The 17,006-nt window shown below is 74.2% G+C and carries 14 protein-coding genes; 9 read left to right on the top strand and 5 right to left on the bottom strand.

The features are described from left to right. Positions 1 to 53: 53 nt before the first annotated feature. Together PGN05_RS02005 and PGN05_RS02000 are read left to right on the top strand one after the other, a co-directional pair. Complete coding sequence (locus PGN05_RS02005) at positions 54 to 1,265, top strand: acyl-CoA dehydrogenase family protein (protein WP_419750714.1); 1,212 nt, start codon at positions 54 to 56, stop codon at positions 1,263 to 1,265. Positions 1,266 to 1,452: 187 nt separating this feature from the next. After that, positions 1,453 to 2,457: an ABC transporter substrate-binding protein gene (locus PGN05_RS02000; RefSeq protein ID WP_419750712.1), complete on the top strand. Its 1,005-nt coding sequence runs from the start codon at positions 1,453 to 1,455 to the stop codon at positions 2,455 to 2,457. Positions 2,458 to 2,546: 89 nt separating this feature from the next. On the opposite strand, the gene PGN05_RS01995 is transcribed toward PGN05_RS02000, so the two are convergent. Then, positions 2,547 to 3,602, bottom strand: a complete 1,056-nt coding sequence (locus tag PGN05_RS01995) for a hypothetical protein (RefSeq protein WP_419750710.1) — start codon at positions 3,600 to 3,602, stop codon at positions 2,547 to 2,549. 230 nt (positions 3,603 to 3,832) lie between these two features. Here PGN05_RS01995 and PGN05_RS01990 point away from each other — a divergent pair, with 230 nt between their 5' ends. Continuing rightward, a complete protein-coding gene (locus PGN05_RS01990; RefSeq protein ID WP_419750708.1) occupies positions 3,833 to 5,965 on the top strand; it encodes a SpoIIE family protein phosphatase in 2,133 nt (710 codons plus the stop codon). 18 nt (positions 5,966 to 5,983) lie between these two features. Here the strand turns inward: PGN05_RS01990 and PGN05_RS01985 are convergent, their stop codons facing one another. After that, entirely contained in the window at positions 5,984 to 6,973 is a 990-nt protein-coding gene (locus PGN05_RS01985; protein WP_419750706.1) for an anti-sigma factor RsbA family regulatory protein, read from the bottom strand. A gap of 187 nt (positions 6,974 to 7,160) precedes the next feature. Continuing rightward, a complete protein-coding gene (locus PGN05_RS01980; protein WP_419750704.1) occupies positions 7,161 to 8,162 on the bottom strand; it encodes an ABC transporter substrate-binding protein in 1,002 nt (333 codons plus the stop codon). Positions 8,163 to 8,514: 352 nt separating this feature from the next. Here PGN05_RS01980 and PGN05_RS01975 point away from each other — a divergent pair, with 352 nt between their 5' ends. Continuing rightward, positions 8,515 to 9,987 carry an MFS transporter gene (locus PGN05_RS01975; protein WP_419750702.1) on the top strand — a complete coding sequence of 491 codons (1,473 nt, stop codon included), beginning with the start codon at positions 8,515 to 8,517 and terminating at the stop codon, positions 9,985 to 9,987. A gap of 39 nt (positions 9,988 to 10,026) precedes the next feature. On the opposite strand, the gene PGN05_RS01970 is transcribed toward PGN05_RS01975, so the two are convergent. Next, positions 10,027 to 10,980, bottom strand: a complete 954-nt coding sequence (locus PGN05_RS01970) for a LysR substrate-binding domain-containing protein (protein ID WP_419750700.1) — start codon at positions 10,978 to 10,980, stop codon at positions 10,027 to 10,029. 163 nt (positions 10,981 to 11,143) lie between these two features. Here PGN05_RS01970 and PGN05_RS01965 point away from each other — a divergent pair, with 163 nt between their 5' ends. From PGN05_RS01965 to dmpG, 5 genes are all read left to right on the top strand, one after another. Then, complete coding sequence (locus PGN05_RS01965; RefSeq protein WP_419750698.1) at positions 11,144 to 12,304, top strand: acyl-CoA dehydrogenase family protein; 1,161 nt, start codon at positions 11,144 to 11,146, stop codon at positions 12,302 to 12,304. After that, entirely contained in the window at positions 12,301 to 12,798 is a 498-nt protein-coding gene (locus PGN05_RS01960; RefSeq protein WP_419750696.1) for a flavin reductase family protein, read from the top strand. Before PGN05_RS01965 ends, PGN05_RS01960 begins: the two co-directional genes overlap by 4 nt. A 149-nt stretch (positions 12,799 to 12,947) precedes the next feature. Beyond that, entirely contained in the window at positions 12,948 to 13,775 is an 828-nt protein-coding gene (locus PGN05_RS01955; protein WP_419750694.1) for a 2-keto-4-pentenoate hydratase, read from the top strand. Positions 13,776 to 13,778: 3 nt separating this feature from the next. Beyond that, positions 13,779 to 14,729 (top strand): acetaldehyde dehydrogenase (acetylating), encoded by a 951-nt coding sequence (locus PGN05_RS01950; RefSeq protein ID WP_419750692.1) that lies wholly within the window; start codon positions 13,779 to 13,781, stop codon positions 14,727 to 14,729. Next, the gene (gene dmpG, locus PGN05_RS01945) at positions 14,726 to 15,766 is read left to right on the top strand and encodes a 4-hydroxy-2-oxovalerate aldolase (protein WP_419750690.1); all 1,041 of its coding nucleotides are present in this window, start codon (positions 14,726 to 14,728) and stop codon (positions 15,764 to 15,766) included. Before PGN05_RS01950 ends, dmpG begins: the two co-directional genes overlap by 4 nt. 66 nt (positions 15,767 to 15,832) lie before the next feature. Here the strand turns inward: dmpG and PGN05_RS01940 are convergent, their stop codons facing one another. After that, a complete protein-coding gene (locus tag PGN05_RS01940) occupies positions 15,833 to 16,945 on the bottom strand; it encodes a class II histone deacetylase (RefSeq protein ID WP_419750688.1) in 1,113 nt (370 codons plus the stop codon). Positions 16,946 to 17,006: the final 61 nt, after the last annotated feature.

Here is a 17,006-nt window from a genome sequence, read left to right as displayed (position 1 = left end):
GCTCCGTGCCGCCGCGAACCGCGACCGGTGCGACCGCCCAGAGGGAGACGACGATGACCAGCTCGACCGCGAGCCTGTCCGAGACGAGCACGGGCCTGCCCTCCGCGCCGGAGCCCATGACCGCGGACGAGGTGCTGGCGGCGGCCGAGCGGCTGGTGCCGGTGCTGCGCGAGCGGGCCGTCGAGACCGACCGTGAGCGCCGGATCGCGCCGGAGACCTTCCGCCTGCTCCAGGAGGCGGGGGTGTTCCACATCCTCAAGCCCAAGGAGTACGGCGGGTTCGAGCTGACCGAGCACGACCACGCCATGGTCATGATGACGCTGGCGCGGGGCTGTGCCTCCACCGCCTGGGTCGCCTCGATCCTCAGCTCCGACAACGTGGCGATCGTGGCCTACCCCCAGGAGACCCAGGACGAGATCTGGGGGGAGAACGGCTACGCGACGCTGGCCGGCAACACCAACCTCAACCCCAAGGCGACGGCCGAGCGGGTCCCCGGCGGCTACCGGCTCACCGGCAGGTGGGGCTTCTGCAGCGGGTCGGACTTCTCCGAGTGGCTGATCTTCAACGCGCCGGCGGGGGAGGACGGGGACGGGCACATGTTCCTCGTCCCCCGCGAGGACACCATCACGATCGACGACTGGTTCCCGACCGGCATGCGCGGCACCGGCAGCCGCACGATGGCCGTCGAGGACGTGTTCGTGCCCGACCATCGCGTGCAGGCGACGAAGGACACCGTCGACAAGATCAAGGAGCGGCGGGTGCTGCACCCGACGTTCGACGCGATGTACGCGCCGTGGCCCTCGCCGGGCAAGTTCCCGTTCGCGGCGGTCGGCGTCGGCGCCGCGCTGGGCGCGGTGGACTTCTTCGCCGAGACCGCGGGCTCCAGCACCCGGGTCGCCGGCGCCCTCGGCGGCACCGTGCGGCTCGCCGACCAGGACTACGTCGCCACCGAGTTCGCCGAGGCGGCCGGCGAGGCGGAGATGGCCCGGCTGATGGTCGAGGCCGGCAGCGCCGCGTTCTCCTCGCTCGCGCACCAGCGGCGGACGCCGACCCAGGCGGAGCTGGGCCGGGGCCTGCGGGACAACGCCCTGGTCACCCGGGTGGCCCTGCGCTCGGTGTCGCGGATCTTCTCGCTCGTGGGCGCCAAGGCCGGCTTCCCCGACCACCCGGTCTCGCGGGCCAAGCGCGACGTCGAGCTGGTCTCCCACCACGTGACCCTCAACTGGCGGCAGAACGCCGTCCACTACCTGGCGTCGCGGGTGTGAGGCGGGCGTGTCGCCGAGGCGCTCCAGGCGAGCGTCGGCGGCGACCTCGGCGACCGCGAGGACCTGGTCCCCCTCGCCCGGAGGTGGCACGGCATCGGCGCGGACTCGCGGGTGGCCTGAGCCCCCCGGTCCCCGTTCGTCCGGTACAACTCATCAGCCCCGCGTGTCCCACGTCCAAGGAGAGCCCGTGAACCACCGGCCACACCGCACCCGCACCCTGCTCGGCGGCCTCGCCGTCGTGGCGCTGACCGCCACCGCCTGCGGCGGCGACGACGGGGGGACCAGCGGGGGCAGCGAGGCGGGTGGTACCGGCGGCGAGACCGCCGAGCTGACCACCGTGCGGATCGGCACGCTGCCGATCGCCAACGCCGCCGCCATGTACCTGGGGATGGAGCAGGGCTTCTTCGAGGAGGAGGGGCTCACCCTCGAGCCCACCGTCCAGGCCGGCGGCAGCCAGATCATCACCGGCCTGGTCGCCGACGAGTTCGACTTCGGCTTCGTCGGCTGGATCTCCGCCGGCGTGCCGATCGCCCGCGGCCTGCCGGTCTGCGTGGTCACCGCCAACGACGCCACCGGCACCACCCCGGAGGACGACTGGCAGCTGATCCTCACCGGCGCCAACAGCCCCATGGACGGGCCCGAGGACCTGGCCGGCAAGCGGATCGGCGTCAACGCCCTGGGCGGGGTCGCGGAGCTGCAGACTCGCGTGGTGGCCGAGAAGGCCGGGATCGACCCGGCCTCGCTGCAGATGGTCGAGATGCCCTTCCCCGACATGCCGGCGGCGATCGCCAGCGGCACCATCGACGCGGCGTACGCCTCCGAGCCGTTCGTCACCACGATCCTGGACCAGGGCGGCAAGATCGTCGTCGCACCGGGCGCCTACATCGCCCCGGAGTACCCGCTGGGCAACTACATGACCAGCCAGCAGACCTTCGAGGGCGAGCCGGAGCTGGTCGAGGCGTTCACCACGGCGATGAACCGGTCGACCGACTACGCCCGGGACAACCCGGACGCGGTGCGGGAGATCATCCCCACTTACACCCAGATCCCGGCCGAGCTGGCGCAGCGGATCCGGTTGCCCATCTTCACCTCCGAGATCGACGAGGACGCCGTCGACGAGCAGATGGGCTTCCTCGAGCAGTACGGCGTGGTCGACGCCGCCCCCAGCGCCGACGACCTGCTCTGCGGCTGAGCCCGCTGTCCGCCGCGCCCGGCACCCGGGCGCGGCGGACTCCCGGACCCGGCGCGGGGAACGCACCGGGCACCCCGGCGGCGGCCCGCTCAGCCCGCCGTCCGGTCGGGCTGGTAGGTGTAGGCGGCGTCGCGGACGGCCTCGTCGGTCTCCAGCCCGGCGCCCAGCGCGCCGCCGACGGTGGCCAGCGAGCTGGTCAGCCAGGCCACCTCGACGTAGTCCGACAGGTGCACGGCGTGCGCCAGCCCGTCCTCGAACAGCGAGGGCGGCACCAGGAGCAGCGCGCCGGCGAGGGCCAGCACGAACAGCGCCGCGTAGAGCGCCAGGACGCCGATCACCACCGTCGTCGCGGTCGCGACGTTGAACAGCACCACCTGCTTGCGCACGCGCCGGTTCCTCGCCCGCTCCCACAGGTCCGCGCCGACGACCAGGGTCACCGCGATGGCCAGCACGGAGCCGACGGCGACCGCGGTCAGCCGCGGCCGGCCGAAGGCGTCGGCCAGCCGCCAGATGTCGGCGGTGACCAGCGCGAAGACCCCCGCCGCGATGGCCCCCGTCAGGGCACGGGACAGGCCGACCGCCAGCCGCCAGGGCCGGTTCGCGCGGACCATGCCCAGCAGCAGCCGCAGGTTGCCCGACAGCACCCGGGCGGTGAAGCGCACGCCCTCGGCCGACTCCGCGGGGTCGGTGGCCAGCTCGCGCAGCCGCCGCCCGAGCTGCTCGCGGTCGGGGACGTCGCCGGTGCCGAGCAGCGCCCGGACGAGACCGAGCGCGGTGTGCAGCGCCCGCCGGTGCAGGGCGACCGCGCCCAGGGCCGGCAGGGACAGCACCGCCACCCCGTGCACCGGGCTGGCGTGGGCGACGACCGGGCGGCGGTTCGCCGCCAGCGGCAGGTCGGTCAGGCAGAGGGCGAGGTCCCAGTCCTCGTCGAGCAGCCGGCTGCGGACGGCGGCGACGATCTCGGCGTCGTCGGCCGGTGGCTGCACCAGGCCGTCCTCGACGCACCGGACGTCCCAGGCGACCTCGGGGTGGTCCGCGGCCAGCCGACGGCCCAGCTCGCCGGTCAGCCAGCGGGCCAGGTCGGATGCGGCGCCGGGAGCGGCCACGAGCCCGACGACGACGTCGGGCAGGGCGGCCCCATCCACCGCCGGTCCTCCCTCGTCTCGTCCTGGGCCCGGGCCGGTCGCCCGGCGCGTGCGCGCCGACCGGTCCCCGGAACCCGGTGATCATGCACGGTCGGTCTCGGCCGACCGGTGCCGGGTCGGGCCGCCCCCGTCGGGGGAGTCCCGGGGCGGCGGCCTCGGCGGGCGCCCCGATCGTCCACAATGGACGCCGCCGGCTCCGCCGGGGGGTGCGCCGGCAGGAGACGGGGGACATGGACGACCACGGCAACGGGGCGTCGGGCGGGCTGCCGGACCTCGTCGGCAGCTCGGCCGCCACCGCCTGGGAGCTGCTGACCCTGGCCATCGACGCCGCCGGGATCGGCACGTTCGACTGGGACCTGCGCATCGGGACGCTGAGCTGGGACGCCCGGCTGATCGAGCTGTTCGGCTACGACGCCACCACGTTCGACCGCAGCATCGAGGCGTTCAACGCCCGGCTGCACCCCGACGACCTCGACCGGGTCGGCGCCCTCCTGAACCGGGCGATCGAGACGGTGGGCGAGTTCTCCGCGGAGTACCGGGTGGTCCTCCCCGACGGGGGGCAGCGGTGGCTCGCCGCCCGCGGGCGGGCGCTGGCCGACGAGTCGGGCACGGCGGTGCGGCTGCTGGGTGCGGCGTGGGACATCTCGGTCCGCCGGCAGGCGCAGGACCGGCTGGCGCAGCTGGTCGAGTCGATGGCGGTCGGCTTCATCGCGATGGACTCCGACTGGGTGATGACCCACGTCAACGCCCAGGCCGAGCGGGTCACCGGCATGCTCCGCGCGCAGCTGCTCGGGCGGACGCTGTGGGAGGCGTTCCCGGCCGCCGTCGGCTCCGCGTTCGAGGTCAACTACCGGCGTGCGGCCGAGACCGGGCAGCCGGTGGTGTTCGAGGCCTTCTACCCCGAGCCGCTCGACGTCTGGATCGAGGTCCGGGCCGTGCCGAGCCCCGACGGGGTGGCGCTGTACTTCCTCGACATCACCACCCGCCGGCGGGACCAGGAGCTGTCGGAGCGGGCCGCCGAGCGCGAGCGGCTGCTGTCGCGCATCACCGAGGAGCTGTCGGCGACGCTGGACGCCGAGGAGGCCGCCCGCCGGCTGACCCGGCTGGTCGTGCCCGGCATCGCCGACTGGTGCATCGTCACCCTGATCCACGACGAGGAGGCCAGCGGCGACCGCCGCGCCCTGCGCCAGGTCACGTCCTGGCACCACGACCCGCGGCTGCGGACGGCGGTGGACGCCTACGCCCAGGTGCGGCTGGGCGCGCTGCGCGACGACTCGCTCGTCGTCCGGGCCATGCGGACCGGGCAGCTGCAGCTGCTCTCCCGGGAGGCCACCGCACAGGCGCGGGAGATGGTCCAGCCGGGCCCGGTGCGCGACCTGCTGCTGGAGCTGGCCCCGGAGTCGATCGCCGTGCTCCCGCTGCCCGGCCGCACCGGCCCGGTCGGGATGCTGACACTGTGCTCGGGCCCGGGCCGGGGGGAGTTCACCCCGGCGGACCTGGTGACGGCCCGCCACGTCGCCGCCCGGGCCGGCGTGGTGCTGGACAACGCCCGGCTGTACCGGCAGCAGCGCGACCTGGCCGAGGGCTTCCAGCGGTCGCTGCTGACCCCGCCGCCGGAGCCGGACCACGTGCAGATCGTCGTCCGGTACGTCCCCGCCGGGGAGGCCGCCGAGGTCGGCGGGGACTGGTACGACGCCTTCCTGCAGCCCACGGGCGCCACCGTGCTGGTCATCGGGGACGTCGTCGGCCACGACGCCCAGGCCGCCGCGACGATGGGCCAGGCGCGGACGATCGTGCGGACGCTGGCCGCCCGTGACCACGACGGGCCGGCCGCGGTCCTCACCGAGGTCGGGCAGGTCATGCAGACGCTGCAGTCGGAGATCCTCGCGACGGCGGTGGTCGCCCGCCTGGAGCAGACCGAGCAGGAGCGGGCGGCGGGCCTGACCCGGCTGCGCTGGTCGAACGCCGGTCACCCGCCGCCGATGGTGATCACCCCGGAGGGGCAGGTGCGGGTCCTCGACGGCGGCCGCCCCGACCTGCTGCTCGGCGTCCGTCCCGACGCGCCGCGCCGGGAGTCCGAGGTGACGATGCCGTGGGGGAGCGTGGTGCTGCTCTACACCGACGGGCTGGTCGAGAACCGGCACGAGGACATCGACCACGGCCTGGACCGGCTGCAGACGGTCCTCCGGGAGCTGGCCGGGAGCGGCCTCGACGACCTGTGCGACGAGGTGCTGGCCCGGATGCTGCCGACCAACCCCGGCGACGACGTCGCCCTCATCGCCGTCCAGCTGCACCCCCAGGACCGACCGCGGCCGCCGCAGGCCGGACCCAACCGGGTGCCGCCGAACGTGCCGGCGGACTGAGGCCCCCGGTCCGGGCGCTCAGCCCCAGCTGGTGGACAGCCGCACGCTGACCCCACGCCCGTCGCGGCGGATGGCCACGTGGTCGCACAGCTGCCGGGCCAGCCACAGGCCCATGCCGCCGTGGGAGAGGTCCTCGCCGTGGGCGGGCCCGTACCCGGCGAAGGGGTCGTCGAGCCCCGAGCCGGAGTCGCGGACGGTCGCCACGAGCCGGCCCGGAGCGGTCCACAACCGCAGGCCCGCGGGCGGAGTGCCGTGCCGGACGGCGTTGGAGGTCATCTCGTCGACGGCCATGAGGAAGTCCTCGAGCACGTCCGGCGGCCCGTCGACGGTGCCCAGCAGGTCGCGGACGGCGTGCCGCAGGCCGGTGTAGTCGGTGATGGCGTCGTCGGCGAGGGCGGGCCGGGTGGCCTCCAGCGGCTCCTCGGGCACCGGCAGCGCCCGCAGGTAGCTCGCCGGGTCGACGAACTCCGCGTTGGGTGCCCGCCCGGTGGCCGTGGCCAGGCGGGGGTGGGTCCGGCGGACCGAGGCCAGGACCGGCTCGGGCAGGGCGGCGTCGAACACGCACAGGCCCCACAGCGGATGGGGGGCGAAGGCGACGTTGACCACCGCCTCGTAGGCCTGCCACTCCCGCCAGTCGGCCGCCGAGGTCCCGAAGTCGGTCTCGCCCACCACGCGGACCCGGTGACCCGGCGCGGCGTGCTCGGCGGCGAAGCGGCGGAAGGCGGTGATGGCCGTGGGGGTGCGGGCCCGGTAGAGGGCGTGCCGCTCGACGACCATCACCCGCGGATCGGCCCCGACGGCGGCGCGCAGGGGGCCGGTGGCCGCCGGTCCGACGGCGATGAGCGCGGCGTCCCCGGCGGACAGACCCTCGAGCAGCCACGGCGCGGCGATCGAGGTGAGCTGCTCGACGTCGTCGTAGACGAGGGCCTCGTGCCGGAACCCCGGTGTCGCGCGGCCGGTGGCCGGGTCGGGGCCGCCGTCCGGGTCGACCGGGTGGCTCGCGTCCAACGCCCTCGTCCCCCCGTGGTGCCGGCCCGCCGCAGTGCGGCCGCGTGGTCTCCGCTGCCGCTCACCTCCTGTCTACCCCACGACCGGCCGGCTCCGCCGCAGGACGGGGAACGGCACCGGCGATCCGCGCGGCCGGCCGGGGGACGGGCTGCTCGCCCTCGGGGGAGCGGCGAGCAGCCCGACGGGCTCAGTCCACCGGTGCGACGAGGGCGTCGAGGTCCTCGATGGGCTCGTCGATGAACCCGAAGTCGAGCATCGCCTCCATCGTGACCTCGGCACGCTCGGTGCTCGGGGCGCGGTCCTCCAGCCAGGCCGGGAGCTCCATGCGCGCGGCCAGTTCCGGGGTGAGCTGGGTGTAGGTCGGCAGGATGTCGAGCACCTGCTGGGGGTCGGAGGCGGCCAGCTCGGCACCGCGCTCCAGCGCCCGGGCGAACGCCGCCACCACCTCGGGGTTCTCCTCGGAGTACTGCGCGGTGGTCATGAAGCCGATGACCGGCATCTCGGCGAGCCGCTCGCTGCAGTCAGCAGGCCCGGCGATCGACCGCGCGCCCTGGTCCTCGGCGATGGTGACGAACGGCTCGCCGATGAACGCGGCGGCCACGTTGCCCTGCTGGACGGCCGCCGGCATGTCGGGGAAGGGGATCTCGACGAGCTCGTAGTCGCCGTCCTGCAGGCCGTTGGCGGCCATGCACTCCCGGACCTGCAGCTCCACCAGGCCGGCCAGGGTGTTGACCGCGACCCGCTGGCCCCGGAGGTCGGCCGGGGTCTGGGCCGGGGAGTCCCCCTTGACCATGATCCCGTTGACGCCCTCCTTGGGGCCGGTCATCTCCCAGACCATCTGCACGGGCAGGCCCTGGCCGGCCGCCTGGAGCACCGTGGTCCAGTTGGAGCTGCTGAACTGCAGGTCGCCGGCGACCATCGCCGGGAGGGCGGCCGACCCGCCGGCGACCGCCTGGGTCTGGACCTCCAGCCCCTCCTCCTCGAAGTAGCCCTCCTGGATGGCCAGGAACAGCGGCGCGTTGTCCGGGATGGGCAGGTTGCCGACCAGGATCGACACCGGGTTGTCGGGGCTCAGCTCCGTGCCCCCGCCCTCGGCGGCGGGCTCGTCGTCACCCCCGCCGCAGGCCACCAGCAGGGCGGCGGCCAGGGCGACCGGGAACCCCCGTCGGACGAAACGACTTCCTGCCACGTGCTCTCCTCGGATTCGGGACCGGACTCGACGCGCTCGGGTGCCGCGTCCCCGTTCCCCGCTCCCTGGGAGCAGCGGCGACGCGGACGGTGCCCCCGAGGGCGGCGGCCAGTGTGGCTCACGACACAGGGCTCCCACCAGTCGCCGCTCCCACGCGTCACGGGTTCCCGGCCGGTGGATCGCACTAGGCGATGCTCTGCACCCGGAACAGGTATTTGATCCCGGCCGCTGTGAGCACGAACACTCTCCGCACGACATCCGCCACGCGGACGCGGGCAGCGAGCGCCACGCACCGGCCCGCCGGCCGGCCCTGCCGGCCCACCTGTCACCTGCGCGAACGAGGGGATCCCGCATGTCCACCACGAAGCCGCTCGTGCGGCCCGACCGGCTCGGGGACGCGATCGCGTCCCGCCGGATGAACCGCACGGCCTGGGTCATCACCGGCATGCTGGTGCTGTTCCAGATCATCGCCTTCGCCGACAAGGCCGTCCTCGGGCTGGTCGCCGACGACGCGATGCGCGAGCTCGGCATCACGCCGGTGCAGTTCGGCTTCATCGGCAGTGCCTTCTTCTTCCTCTACGCGATCGTCTCCTTCGCCACCGGCATCCTCGCGAGCCGGGTCAGCGTCAGGTGGATCCTGCTGGTCATGGGCCTGACCTGGGCCGTGATGCAGTTCCCGATGCTCGCCGGGGGCGGTGCCGCGGTGCTGCTGGTGACCCGGATCGTGCTGGGCGGCGCGGAGGGCCCGGCCACGGCCATGTCCCTGTCGTCGGCGCACGGCTGGTTCCGGTCCGAGGACCGGGCGCTGCCCAGCAACCTCATCGCCGCCGGTTCCACGCTCGGGCCGGTCATCGCCGCCCCGCTGCTCATGTGGGTCATCGTCACCTGGGGCTGGCGCTGGGCGTTCGGCGTGCTGGGCATCGTCGGGCTGATCTGGACCGTGGCGTGGCTGCTCATCGGTTCGGACGGGCCGTTCGCCCGTCGCCGGCCCGCGGAGCAGGACCGGGGCCGCGCCGGCGACGCCGCGGAGCCGGGGGGCGAGGCGGTCGAGGGGGCCGGGATCGAGGTGGCGCCGCCGGCCGGGCGCGCGGTCGAGGAGCGGCACGGCTTCGACAGCCAGCACCCGGTGCCGGTGCGGGCCATCCTGCTCAGCGGCTCGTTCGTGGTCGCCGTCCTCGCCGGGGCGAGCAACTTCTGGACGCAGGGGTTCCTCACCACCTGGTTCCCGAAGTACCTGGGCAGCGTCATCGGGCTGACCCCGGGCGAGGTGGGCTGGGCCACCACCTTCCCGTGGGTGTTCGGCGCCGCGCTGCTGCTCGGGCTGGGGTTCCTGGGCCGGCAGCGGATGCGCGGCGGGTCGACGGTCCGGGCCTCGATCGTCCTGCCGTTCTCGGTGGCGCTGGTCATCGCGGGCGCGTGCTTCCTGCTGGCCCCCATGACCGGCGGCCTGGTGACCGTCGCCCTCCTCACCGTGGGCGCCGGCTGCAGCGTCATCTACCCGATGGCGCCGAGCGCCATGGCCTACGCGGTGACGCCCAGGCAGCGGCCGCTGGTGATGTCGGCCCTCGGCGGCCTCGCCTCCATCGGCGCGATCATCTCGCCGACCGCGGTGGGCGTCTTCATGGACCGGGCCGGCTACCGGGCGGCGCCCAAGGGCCAGCCGGAGACGGCGGAGATGGCCGCGAACATGGCCACCGGGGTGGACCACGCGTTCCTCCTGGCCGGGGCGATCCTGCTGGTCTGCGGCGTGCTGTCCGCGTTCTTCTTCCGCCCGGACCGGACCGGCCGGCGGCTGCAGAGCCGCCACGCGGAGCGGGTGGGCTGAGCTCCCGCCGCCCGGACCGGTCCGGGCGGCCCGCCCCGGTCAGGGTGCGGCGGGGTCGTCGGGCTCCGAGCTCCCCGGCCGGGGCGCCGTGAGGGCCGCGGCGGCGGTGCGGCACTCCTGGGCGAAGACCTCCATGCGCCGGTTCGGCCGCACGCCGTCCAGCCGGACCAGCCCGATCGCGAGCTCCTCGGCGTCGGTGATCATGACCGCCTCGACCTCGCCCTCCTGCGCCGCCGGGGACCGCGGGCGCTGGTTGAGGATCGCGAAGCCCGTCCCCGCCGCCACCAGGCCCCGCATGGTCTCGAAGCTGGTGGTGCGGACGATCTCCGGCGGCGTCACCCCGGCCCGCTGCAGCATGCCGAGCATGAAGCGGCTCGTCTCGGGCAGGTCGAGCATGACCATCGGCGCGGTCGCGAGCTCCCGCAGCGAGGCCGACCGCCGTCCGGCCATCGGGTGCTGGGCGGACAGCAGCGCGTAGGGCCGGATCCGGGCCACGGGCTCGAAGGCCATGTCCTCCCCGATGTCCAGCCCGTAGGTCAGGGCGACGTCGCAGGAGCCGGCCCGCAGTGCCGCCTGCAGCGTCCGCCCGTCGGCCTCCAGGACGTCGACGGTCATCGCCGGGTGGGCGGCGCGCAGGCGCGGGACGACCTGCGGGACGTAGAAGGGCGCCAGGGTGGTGAAGAAGCCGGCGTGCAGCCCGCCGGTCAGCCCGGTCTGGAGGTCCTCGCCGGCCTGCTGCAGCTCGGCGGCCAGGCGCAGCAGCTCCCGGGCCCGCTCGATGAGCTGGTGGCCGCTGGCGGTGAGCGTGATGCCGCGCGCGGAGTGGCGGATGAACAGGTCGCACCCGAGGTCGCGTTCCAGCCGCTGGATGGCCGTGGACATCCCGGACTGCGAGGTGTGCAGGCGGGCCGCGGCGGCGGAGATGTTGCCCGCCTCCGCCGCGGCGACGAAGTACTGCAACTGGGCGAGGGTGAAGCGCGGACGCGGGTGCACCGGTCGACCTCCCGATCGCACAAGGCGATGCGCTGTGCCCAGAACAACTGTTTGTAGCGGACCCCTGTGACCGCGAACACTGTTCGTAGCACATCCACCAGCGGGTTCGACGGCGAACGGCACAGCCACCGCTGACCCGTGGACCACGACGCGAGGAGCCGAGATGACGCTGACCCAGGACGAGCCGGACGTCGCCGTCGAGGCGAGCACGGACCCGTTCGACGAGGTGCTCGCCGAGCTGGCCGGGCGCCGCCAGGAGTTCCAGGAGCAGCGCTACGTCTCCCGGGACTTCGTGGACCGGCTCAAGCAGCTCGGCCTCTACCGCTCGGCCACGCCGGAGCGCTTCGGCGGCCAGACCATGCCGCCCGCCGACTTCCTGCGGGCCGTCGAGCGGATCTCGGTGGTCGACGGCTCGACCGGCTGGGTGGCCAGCTTCGGCTCCCAGCTGATCTACCTCGGCTCGCTCCCGCTGGAGAGCCAGGCGCAGCTCTACGCGAACGGGCCGGACGTCGTGTTCGCCGGCGCGCTGTTCCCGCTCGGCCAGGCCGCCCCGACCGACCGCGGCTTCCTGGTCAACGGCCGGTGGAAGTTCGCCAGCGGCTGCATGGCCGCCGACACGATCTGCGTCGGCATCCCCGGCGACGACTCCACGTCCGGCAAGCCGCGCGGCGCGCTGGTCTCCCCGGATCGGCTGCGGATCGTGCAGGAGTGGGACGTGGTGGGCATGCAGGGGACCGGGTCCTTCGACCTGGTCGCCGAGGACGTCGAGGTCGACCGCGAGTGGACGTTCATCCGCGGCGGGGCCCCCGTGGTCGACGAGCCGCTCTACCGCTATCCCGCGATCACCTACGCCGCGCAGTCCCTGTCGGTGGTCTCCGCCGGTGTCGCGCGCGCCGCGCTGGACTTCGCCGAGGGGGTCGGCAGCGGCCGGGGCAGCATCACCGGCGCCCCGAAGCTCGCCGACCGCCCCTACTACCGGGCCGGCATCGCCACGGCCGAGGCGACGCTGCGCTCGGCGCGCGCCTACTTCTACGAGGTGGCCGAGGAAGCCTGGGACGCGCTGGTGGCCGGCGGGGTGGTCAGCGACGAGCTGAACGCCCACCTGCGCCTGTCCGCCGCGCACCTGGCCCGCACCTCCTCCGAGGTGGTGCACCAGGTGGTCTCCCTCTCGGGCACCGCCGCGATCTACCGGAGCCACCCGCTCCCGGCCCTGCTCGACGACGCGCTGGTGCCGCAGGAACACGCCTTCCTCAGCCCGGCCATGTACGACGCCGCGGGCGCCGTCCTCATGGGCCAGCCGGCGACCGTCCCCGCCTTCCGATGAGCGCCCGCGCACGCCTGCAGGGCGCGTTCCGGGAGGCGATGGCGAGCGTGGCCGCGCCGGTGTCCGTCGTGACCTCGATGACCGGCGGCCTGCCGCACGGGGCCACCGTGAGCGCCTTCGCCTCCCTGTCGATGGACCCGCCGATGGTCCTGGTGTCCCTGGACCGGCGGTCGGGCCTGCTCGCCGTCATCCGGGAGTCGGGCAGCTTCGGGGTCAACGTGCTCGGCGCCACGCAGTCCTCGCTCGCCCTCGCCTTCGCGAGGACGGGCGGGACGGCGAAGTTCGACGGCGTCTCCTGGCAGGTCGACTCCGGCCTGCCCCGGCTGCCCGGGGCCCCCGGCTGGGTGGCGTGCGACGTGGCCCGGCTCGTGGAGGGCGGGGACCACGTCGTGGTCCTCGGGGACGTCGTCGTGGCGGAGACCACCGCCGGTGAGCCGCTCACCTACCACGGGCGGGCGTTCGGCACCCACGCGATCCTCGAGGCGGCCTCCTGAGCCTGCGCCGGCCGGCGTCGGCTCATTGCGGGGAAACCACCCCGTCTCGTGCGTGACACGCGACCGTCGTCTCAGTCACCGGAACGAACCGCTCGGCCGGGAGGCCGCGTGGGGGGCAAGGTCGTGTCAACCGCAGCGTGAGGACAGTGATGACATCAACGACCGGGTCGCAGGACCTGCCACTCGACGAGAAGACGGCCGCGGCCGAGGCGGCCGAACGGCTGACCGCCGCCGCCCGGACCCGCGTCCCCTGCGCGCCCGTGCGCGACCTCATCGGCTCCGACGACGTCGAGCAGGCGTACGCGGTGCAGCGGCGCCTCACGGAGGCACGGCTGGCCGAGGGCGCGCGGATCGTCGGCCGCAAGATCGGCCTGACCTCGCCCGCGGTGCAGAAGCAGCTCGGCGTGGACCGTCCCGACTTCGGGGTCCTGTTCGAGGACATGGACGTCTCGGGTCTCGCGGAGGTCCCCTCGGACCGGCTGCTGCAGCCCAAGACCGAGGCCGAGATCGCCTTCGTCCTGGCCACGGACCTCGGCGACGGCCCGCTGGACGACGAGCAGGTCCGCGGCGCGGTCGCGTACGCCACCGCGGCACTGGAGATCGTGGACAGCCGGATCGCCGGATGGGACATCACCTTCGGTGACACCGTCGCGGACAACGCCTCCAGCGGCCTGTTCGTCCTGGGTGAGAACCGGCTGCCCCTCGAGGACTTCGAGCCGGTCGCGGCGACCATGCGGATGCACCTCGACGGCGCGCTCGTCTCGGAGGGGACCGGCGCGGCCTGCCTCGGCGACCCCCTCGCCGCTCTGGCTTGGCTGGCCCGCACCGCGCGGGAGCTCGGCGACCCCCTCCGGGCCGGCCAGGTCGTCCTCTCCGGCGCACTCGGTCCGATGGCCGCCACCCCGCCCGGCTCGGTGGTGACCGCTGAGATCAGCGGGCTGGGCTCCGTCACGGCGACGTTCTCGAAGGAAGGGTGAGCGGTGAGCAAGACGAAGGTTGCCATCATCGGCTCCGGCAACATCGGCACCGACCTGATGATCAAGGTGATCCGGTACTCCGACGTGCTGGAGATGGGCGCGATGGTCGGCATCGACGCGGAGTCCGACGGGCTGGCCCGCGCCCGGCGGATGAAGGTGCCCACCACGTCCGACGGGGTGGACGGGCTCATCGCGATGGACGGCTTCGCCGACATCGAGATCGTCTTCGACGCCACCTCGGCGAAGGCGCACGTCGCCAACGCGCAGAAGCTGGCGCCGTACGGCAAGAAGCTGGTCGACCTGACCCCGGCCGCGATCGGCCCCTACGTCGTCCCGCCGGTGAACCTGGACGAGCACCTGGCCGCCGACGCCACCAACGTGAACATGGTGACCTGCGGCGGGCAGGCGACCATCCCGATGGTGGCCGCGGTCGCGCGGGTCACGCCGGTGCCCTACGCCGAGATCGTCGCCTCGATCGCGTCCAAGTCGGCCGGGCCCGGCACGCGGGCCAACATCGACGAGTTCACCGAGACCACCGCCCAGGCCATCGAGGCCGTCGGCGGTGCCGGGCGCGGCAAGGCGGTGATCATCCTGAACCCGGCGGACCCGCCGCTGATCATGCGCGACACCGTCTTCTGCCTGATCGGGGACGCCGACCACGACGCCATCCGCGCCTCGGTGGCGGAGATGGCGAAGTCGGTCGCCGAGTACGTGCCGGGCTACCGCCTGAAGCAGGAGGTGCAGTTCACCCCGATCCCCGAGGGAGAGCCGGTGCACACGCTGCTGCCCGAGGGCGCGCCCCCGGTGACCACGAAGGTGACGGTGTTCCTCGAGGTCGAGGGCGCCGCGCACTACCTGCCGGCCTACGCGGGCAACCTGGACATCATGACCTCGGCGGCCCTGCGGGTCGGCGAGAGCCTCGCCACCCGGACCCCTGCGCAGGTGACGGCATGACCGGCACGACCGCACCCGACCTCTACATCCAGGACGTCACGCTGCGGGACGGCATGCACGCCGTCCGGCACCGCATCACCCCGGCCGACGTCGGCCGGATCGTCGCCGCGCTGGACGCCGCCGGGGTGGACGCCATCGAGGTGGCCCACGGCGACGGCCTGGCCGGCGGCAGCCTCAACTACGGCCCGGGCAGCAACACCGACTGGGAGTGGATCGAGGCCGCCGCGGACAACCTGTCCCGCGCCGTCCTGACCACGCTGCTGCTGCCGGGCATCGGCACCATCGCCGAGCTCAAGCACGCCTACTCCCTCGGCGTGCGCTCGGTGCGCGTGGCCACCCACTGCACCGAGGCCGACGTCGCCGCCCAGCACATCGCCACCGCCCGCGACCTGGGCATGGACGTGTCGGGCTTCCTCATGCTCAGCCACATGGCGCCGGCCGCCGAGCTGGCGCAGCAGGCCAAGCTGATGGAGTCCTACGGGGCGCACTGCGTCTACGTCACCGACTCCGGGGGCCGGCTGACCATGGACGGCGTCCGGGAGCGGTTCCGCGCCTACCGCGACGTGCTCGACCCGGGCACCCAGCTGGGCATCCACGCCCACCAGAACCTGTCGCTGGCGGTGGCCAACTCCGTGGTCGCGGTCGAGGAGGGCGTCACCCGCGTGGACGCCTCGCTGGCCGGGCACGGCGCCGGTGCCGGCAACTGCCCGATCGAGCCGTTCATCGCCGTGGCGGACCTGCAGGGCTGGGCTCACCGCTGCGACCTGTTCGCGCTCCAGGACGCCGCCGACGACCTGGTCCGCCCGCTGCAGGACCGCCCCGTGCAGGTCGACCGGGAGACGCTCACCCTCGGCTACGCGGGCGTCTACTCCAGCTTCCTCCGGCACGCCGAGGCGGCCTCGAAGACCTACGGCATCGACGTCCGCACCATCCTGCTCGAGGTCGGCCGCCGGGGCCTGGTCGGCGGGCAGGAGGACATGATCGTCGACATCGCGCTGGACCTGAAGGCGTCGCGGGCGGTCCCCGAGGTCGCCTGACACCGGACCGTCACCGGGCCCCGCCCGCACCACTCCCGACGGTGCGGGCGGGGCCCGGTCGCGCGGTCAGCCGGCGGTGATGTCCGTGACGAGGGCGGCGGCCCGGTCGACGGCGTCCTTCTGGTGCGGCTCCAGCTCGTGACCGGCCTGGCCGGCGATGATCGGCAGGATCGGGTCCTCCAGCACCGGCACCCCGGCCAGCGTGGCGATGGTCAGCAGGCCGCAGAACGGCACGTAGACGGGGCTGTACCCGCCCTCCTGGACGAGCACCAGCCGGCCACCGGCCGAGGAGTCGGCGGCGGCCATGACCGTCTCGGTCAGGTGGACGAACGCGCGGCTGGAGATGAGCTGGCGGGCGAGCGGGTCCATGCCGTTGGCGTCGAACCCGGACGCGACCACGATGAGCTCCGGGCGGAACGCCTCGAGTGCGGGGGCGATCACCGCCTCCGCCGCGTAGCGGTAGCCGCCGTCCCCGGTGCCGGGCGGCATCGGGATGTTCAGGTCGTACCCGGTGCCCGCGCCCCTGCCCCGGTCGGTGACGGGGCCGGAATCGGGTGGGAAGCAGTTGTCCTGGTGCAGGGAGATGGTCAGGACCGTGGGGTCGTCGGCGAACGCCGCCTGCGTCCCGTTGCCGTGGTGGACGTCCCAGTCCACGACGGCGACCCGCCGGATGCCGAGCTCGGCCTGCGCGTGCCGCACGGCCACGGCGACGTTGTTGAAGATGCAGAAGCCCATGCCGGTGCCCGGGAGGGCGTGGTGCCCGGGCGGGTTCACCAGCGCGTAGCCGTTGTCCACGGACCGGCCGGCGACGGCCTCGACCATCGCGATGGCGCTCCCTGCGGCCAACGCCGCGATGTCGTACCCGCCCTTGCCGAACGGGGAGAAGCCGTCCCCGGCGTCACCGCCCTTCGGCAGCCCGCTCTCCCGCTGGATGCGCTCGACGTGCTCGGGGGTGTGCACCCGCAGGATCTCGGCCTCCGTGGCCACGCGGGTCGGGATGCGGGTGAGGTGGTCGAGGAGGCCCGAGACGGCGATCAGCTCGTGCATGCGCCGCTTGGTGTCGGGGTGGGCCAGATGCGCCAGGGGCTGGATCCCGGCCGCGGGATCCGCCGGGAACAGCGGTCCGCTGCCGGTGTCGTGCCAGCCGAACAGCTCGTGCCACACGTAGCCCGTCGTCATGGGTCAGCTCCTCACTCGTGGGGTGGTGCGGTGCGGTGGAGAGTGGCACGCCCGGGGGCCG

The organism is Geodermatophilus sp. CPCC 206100 (genome assembly GCF_048569675.1).
GTDB lineage: Bacteria > Actinomycetota > Actinomycetes > Mycobacteriales > Geodermatophilaceae > Geodermatophilus.
Note: the sequence above shows the minus strand (reverse complement) of the source record. Positions and strands in the feature narration are given on the sequence as shown.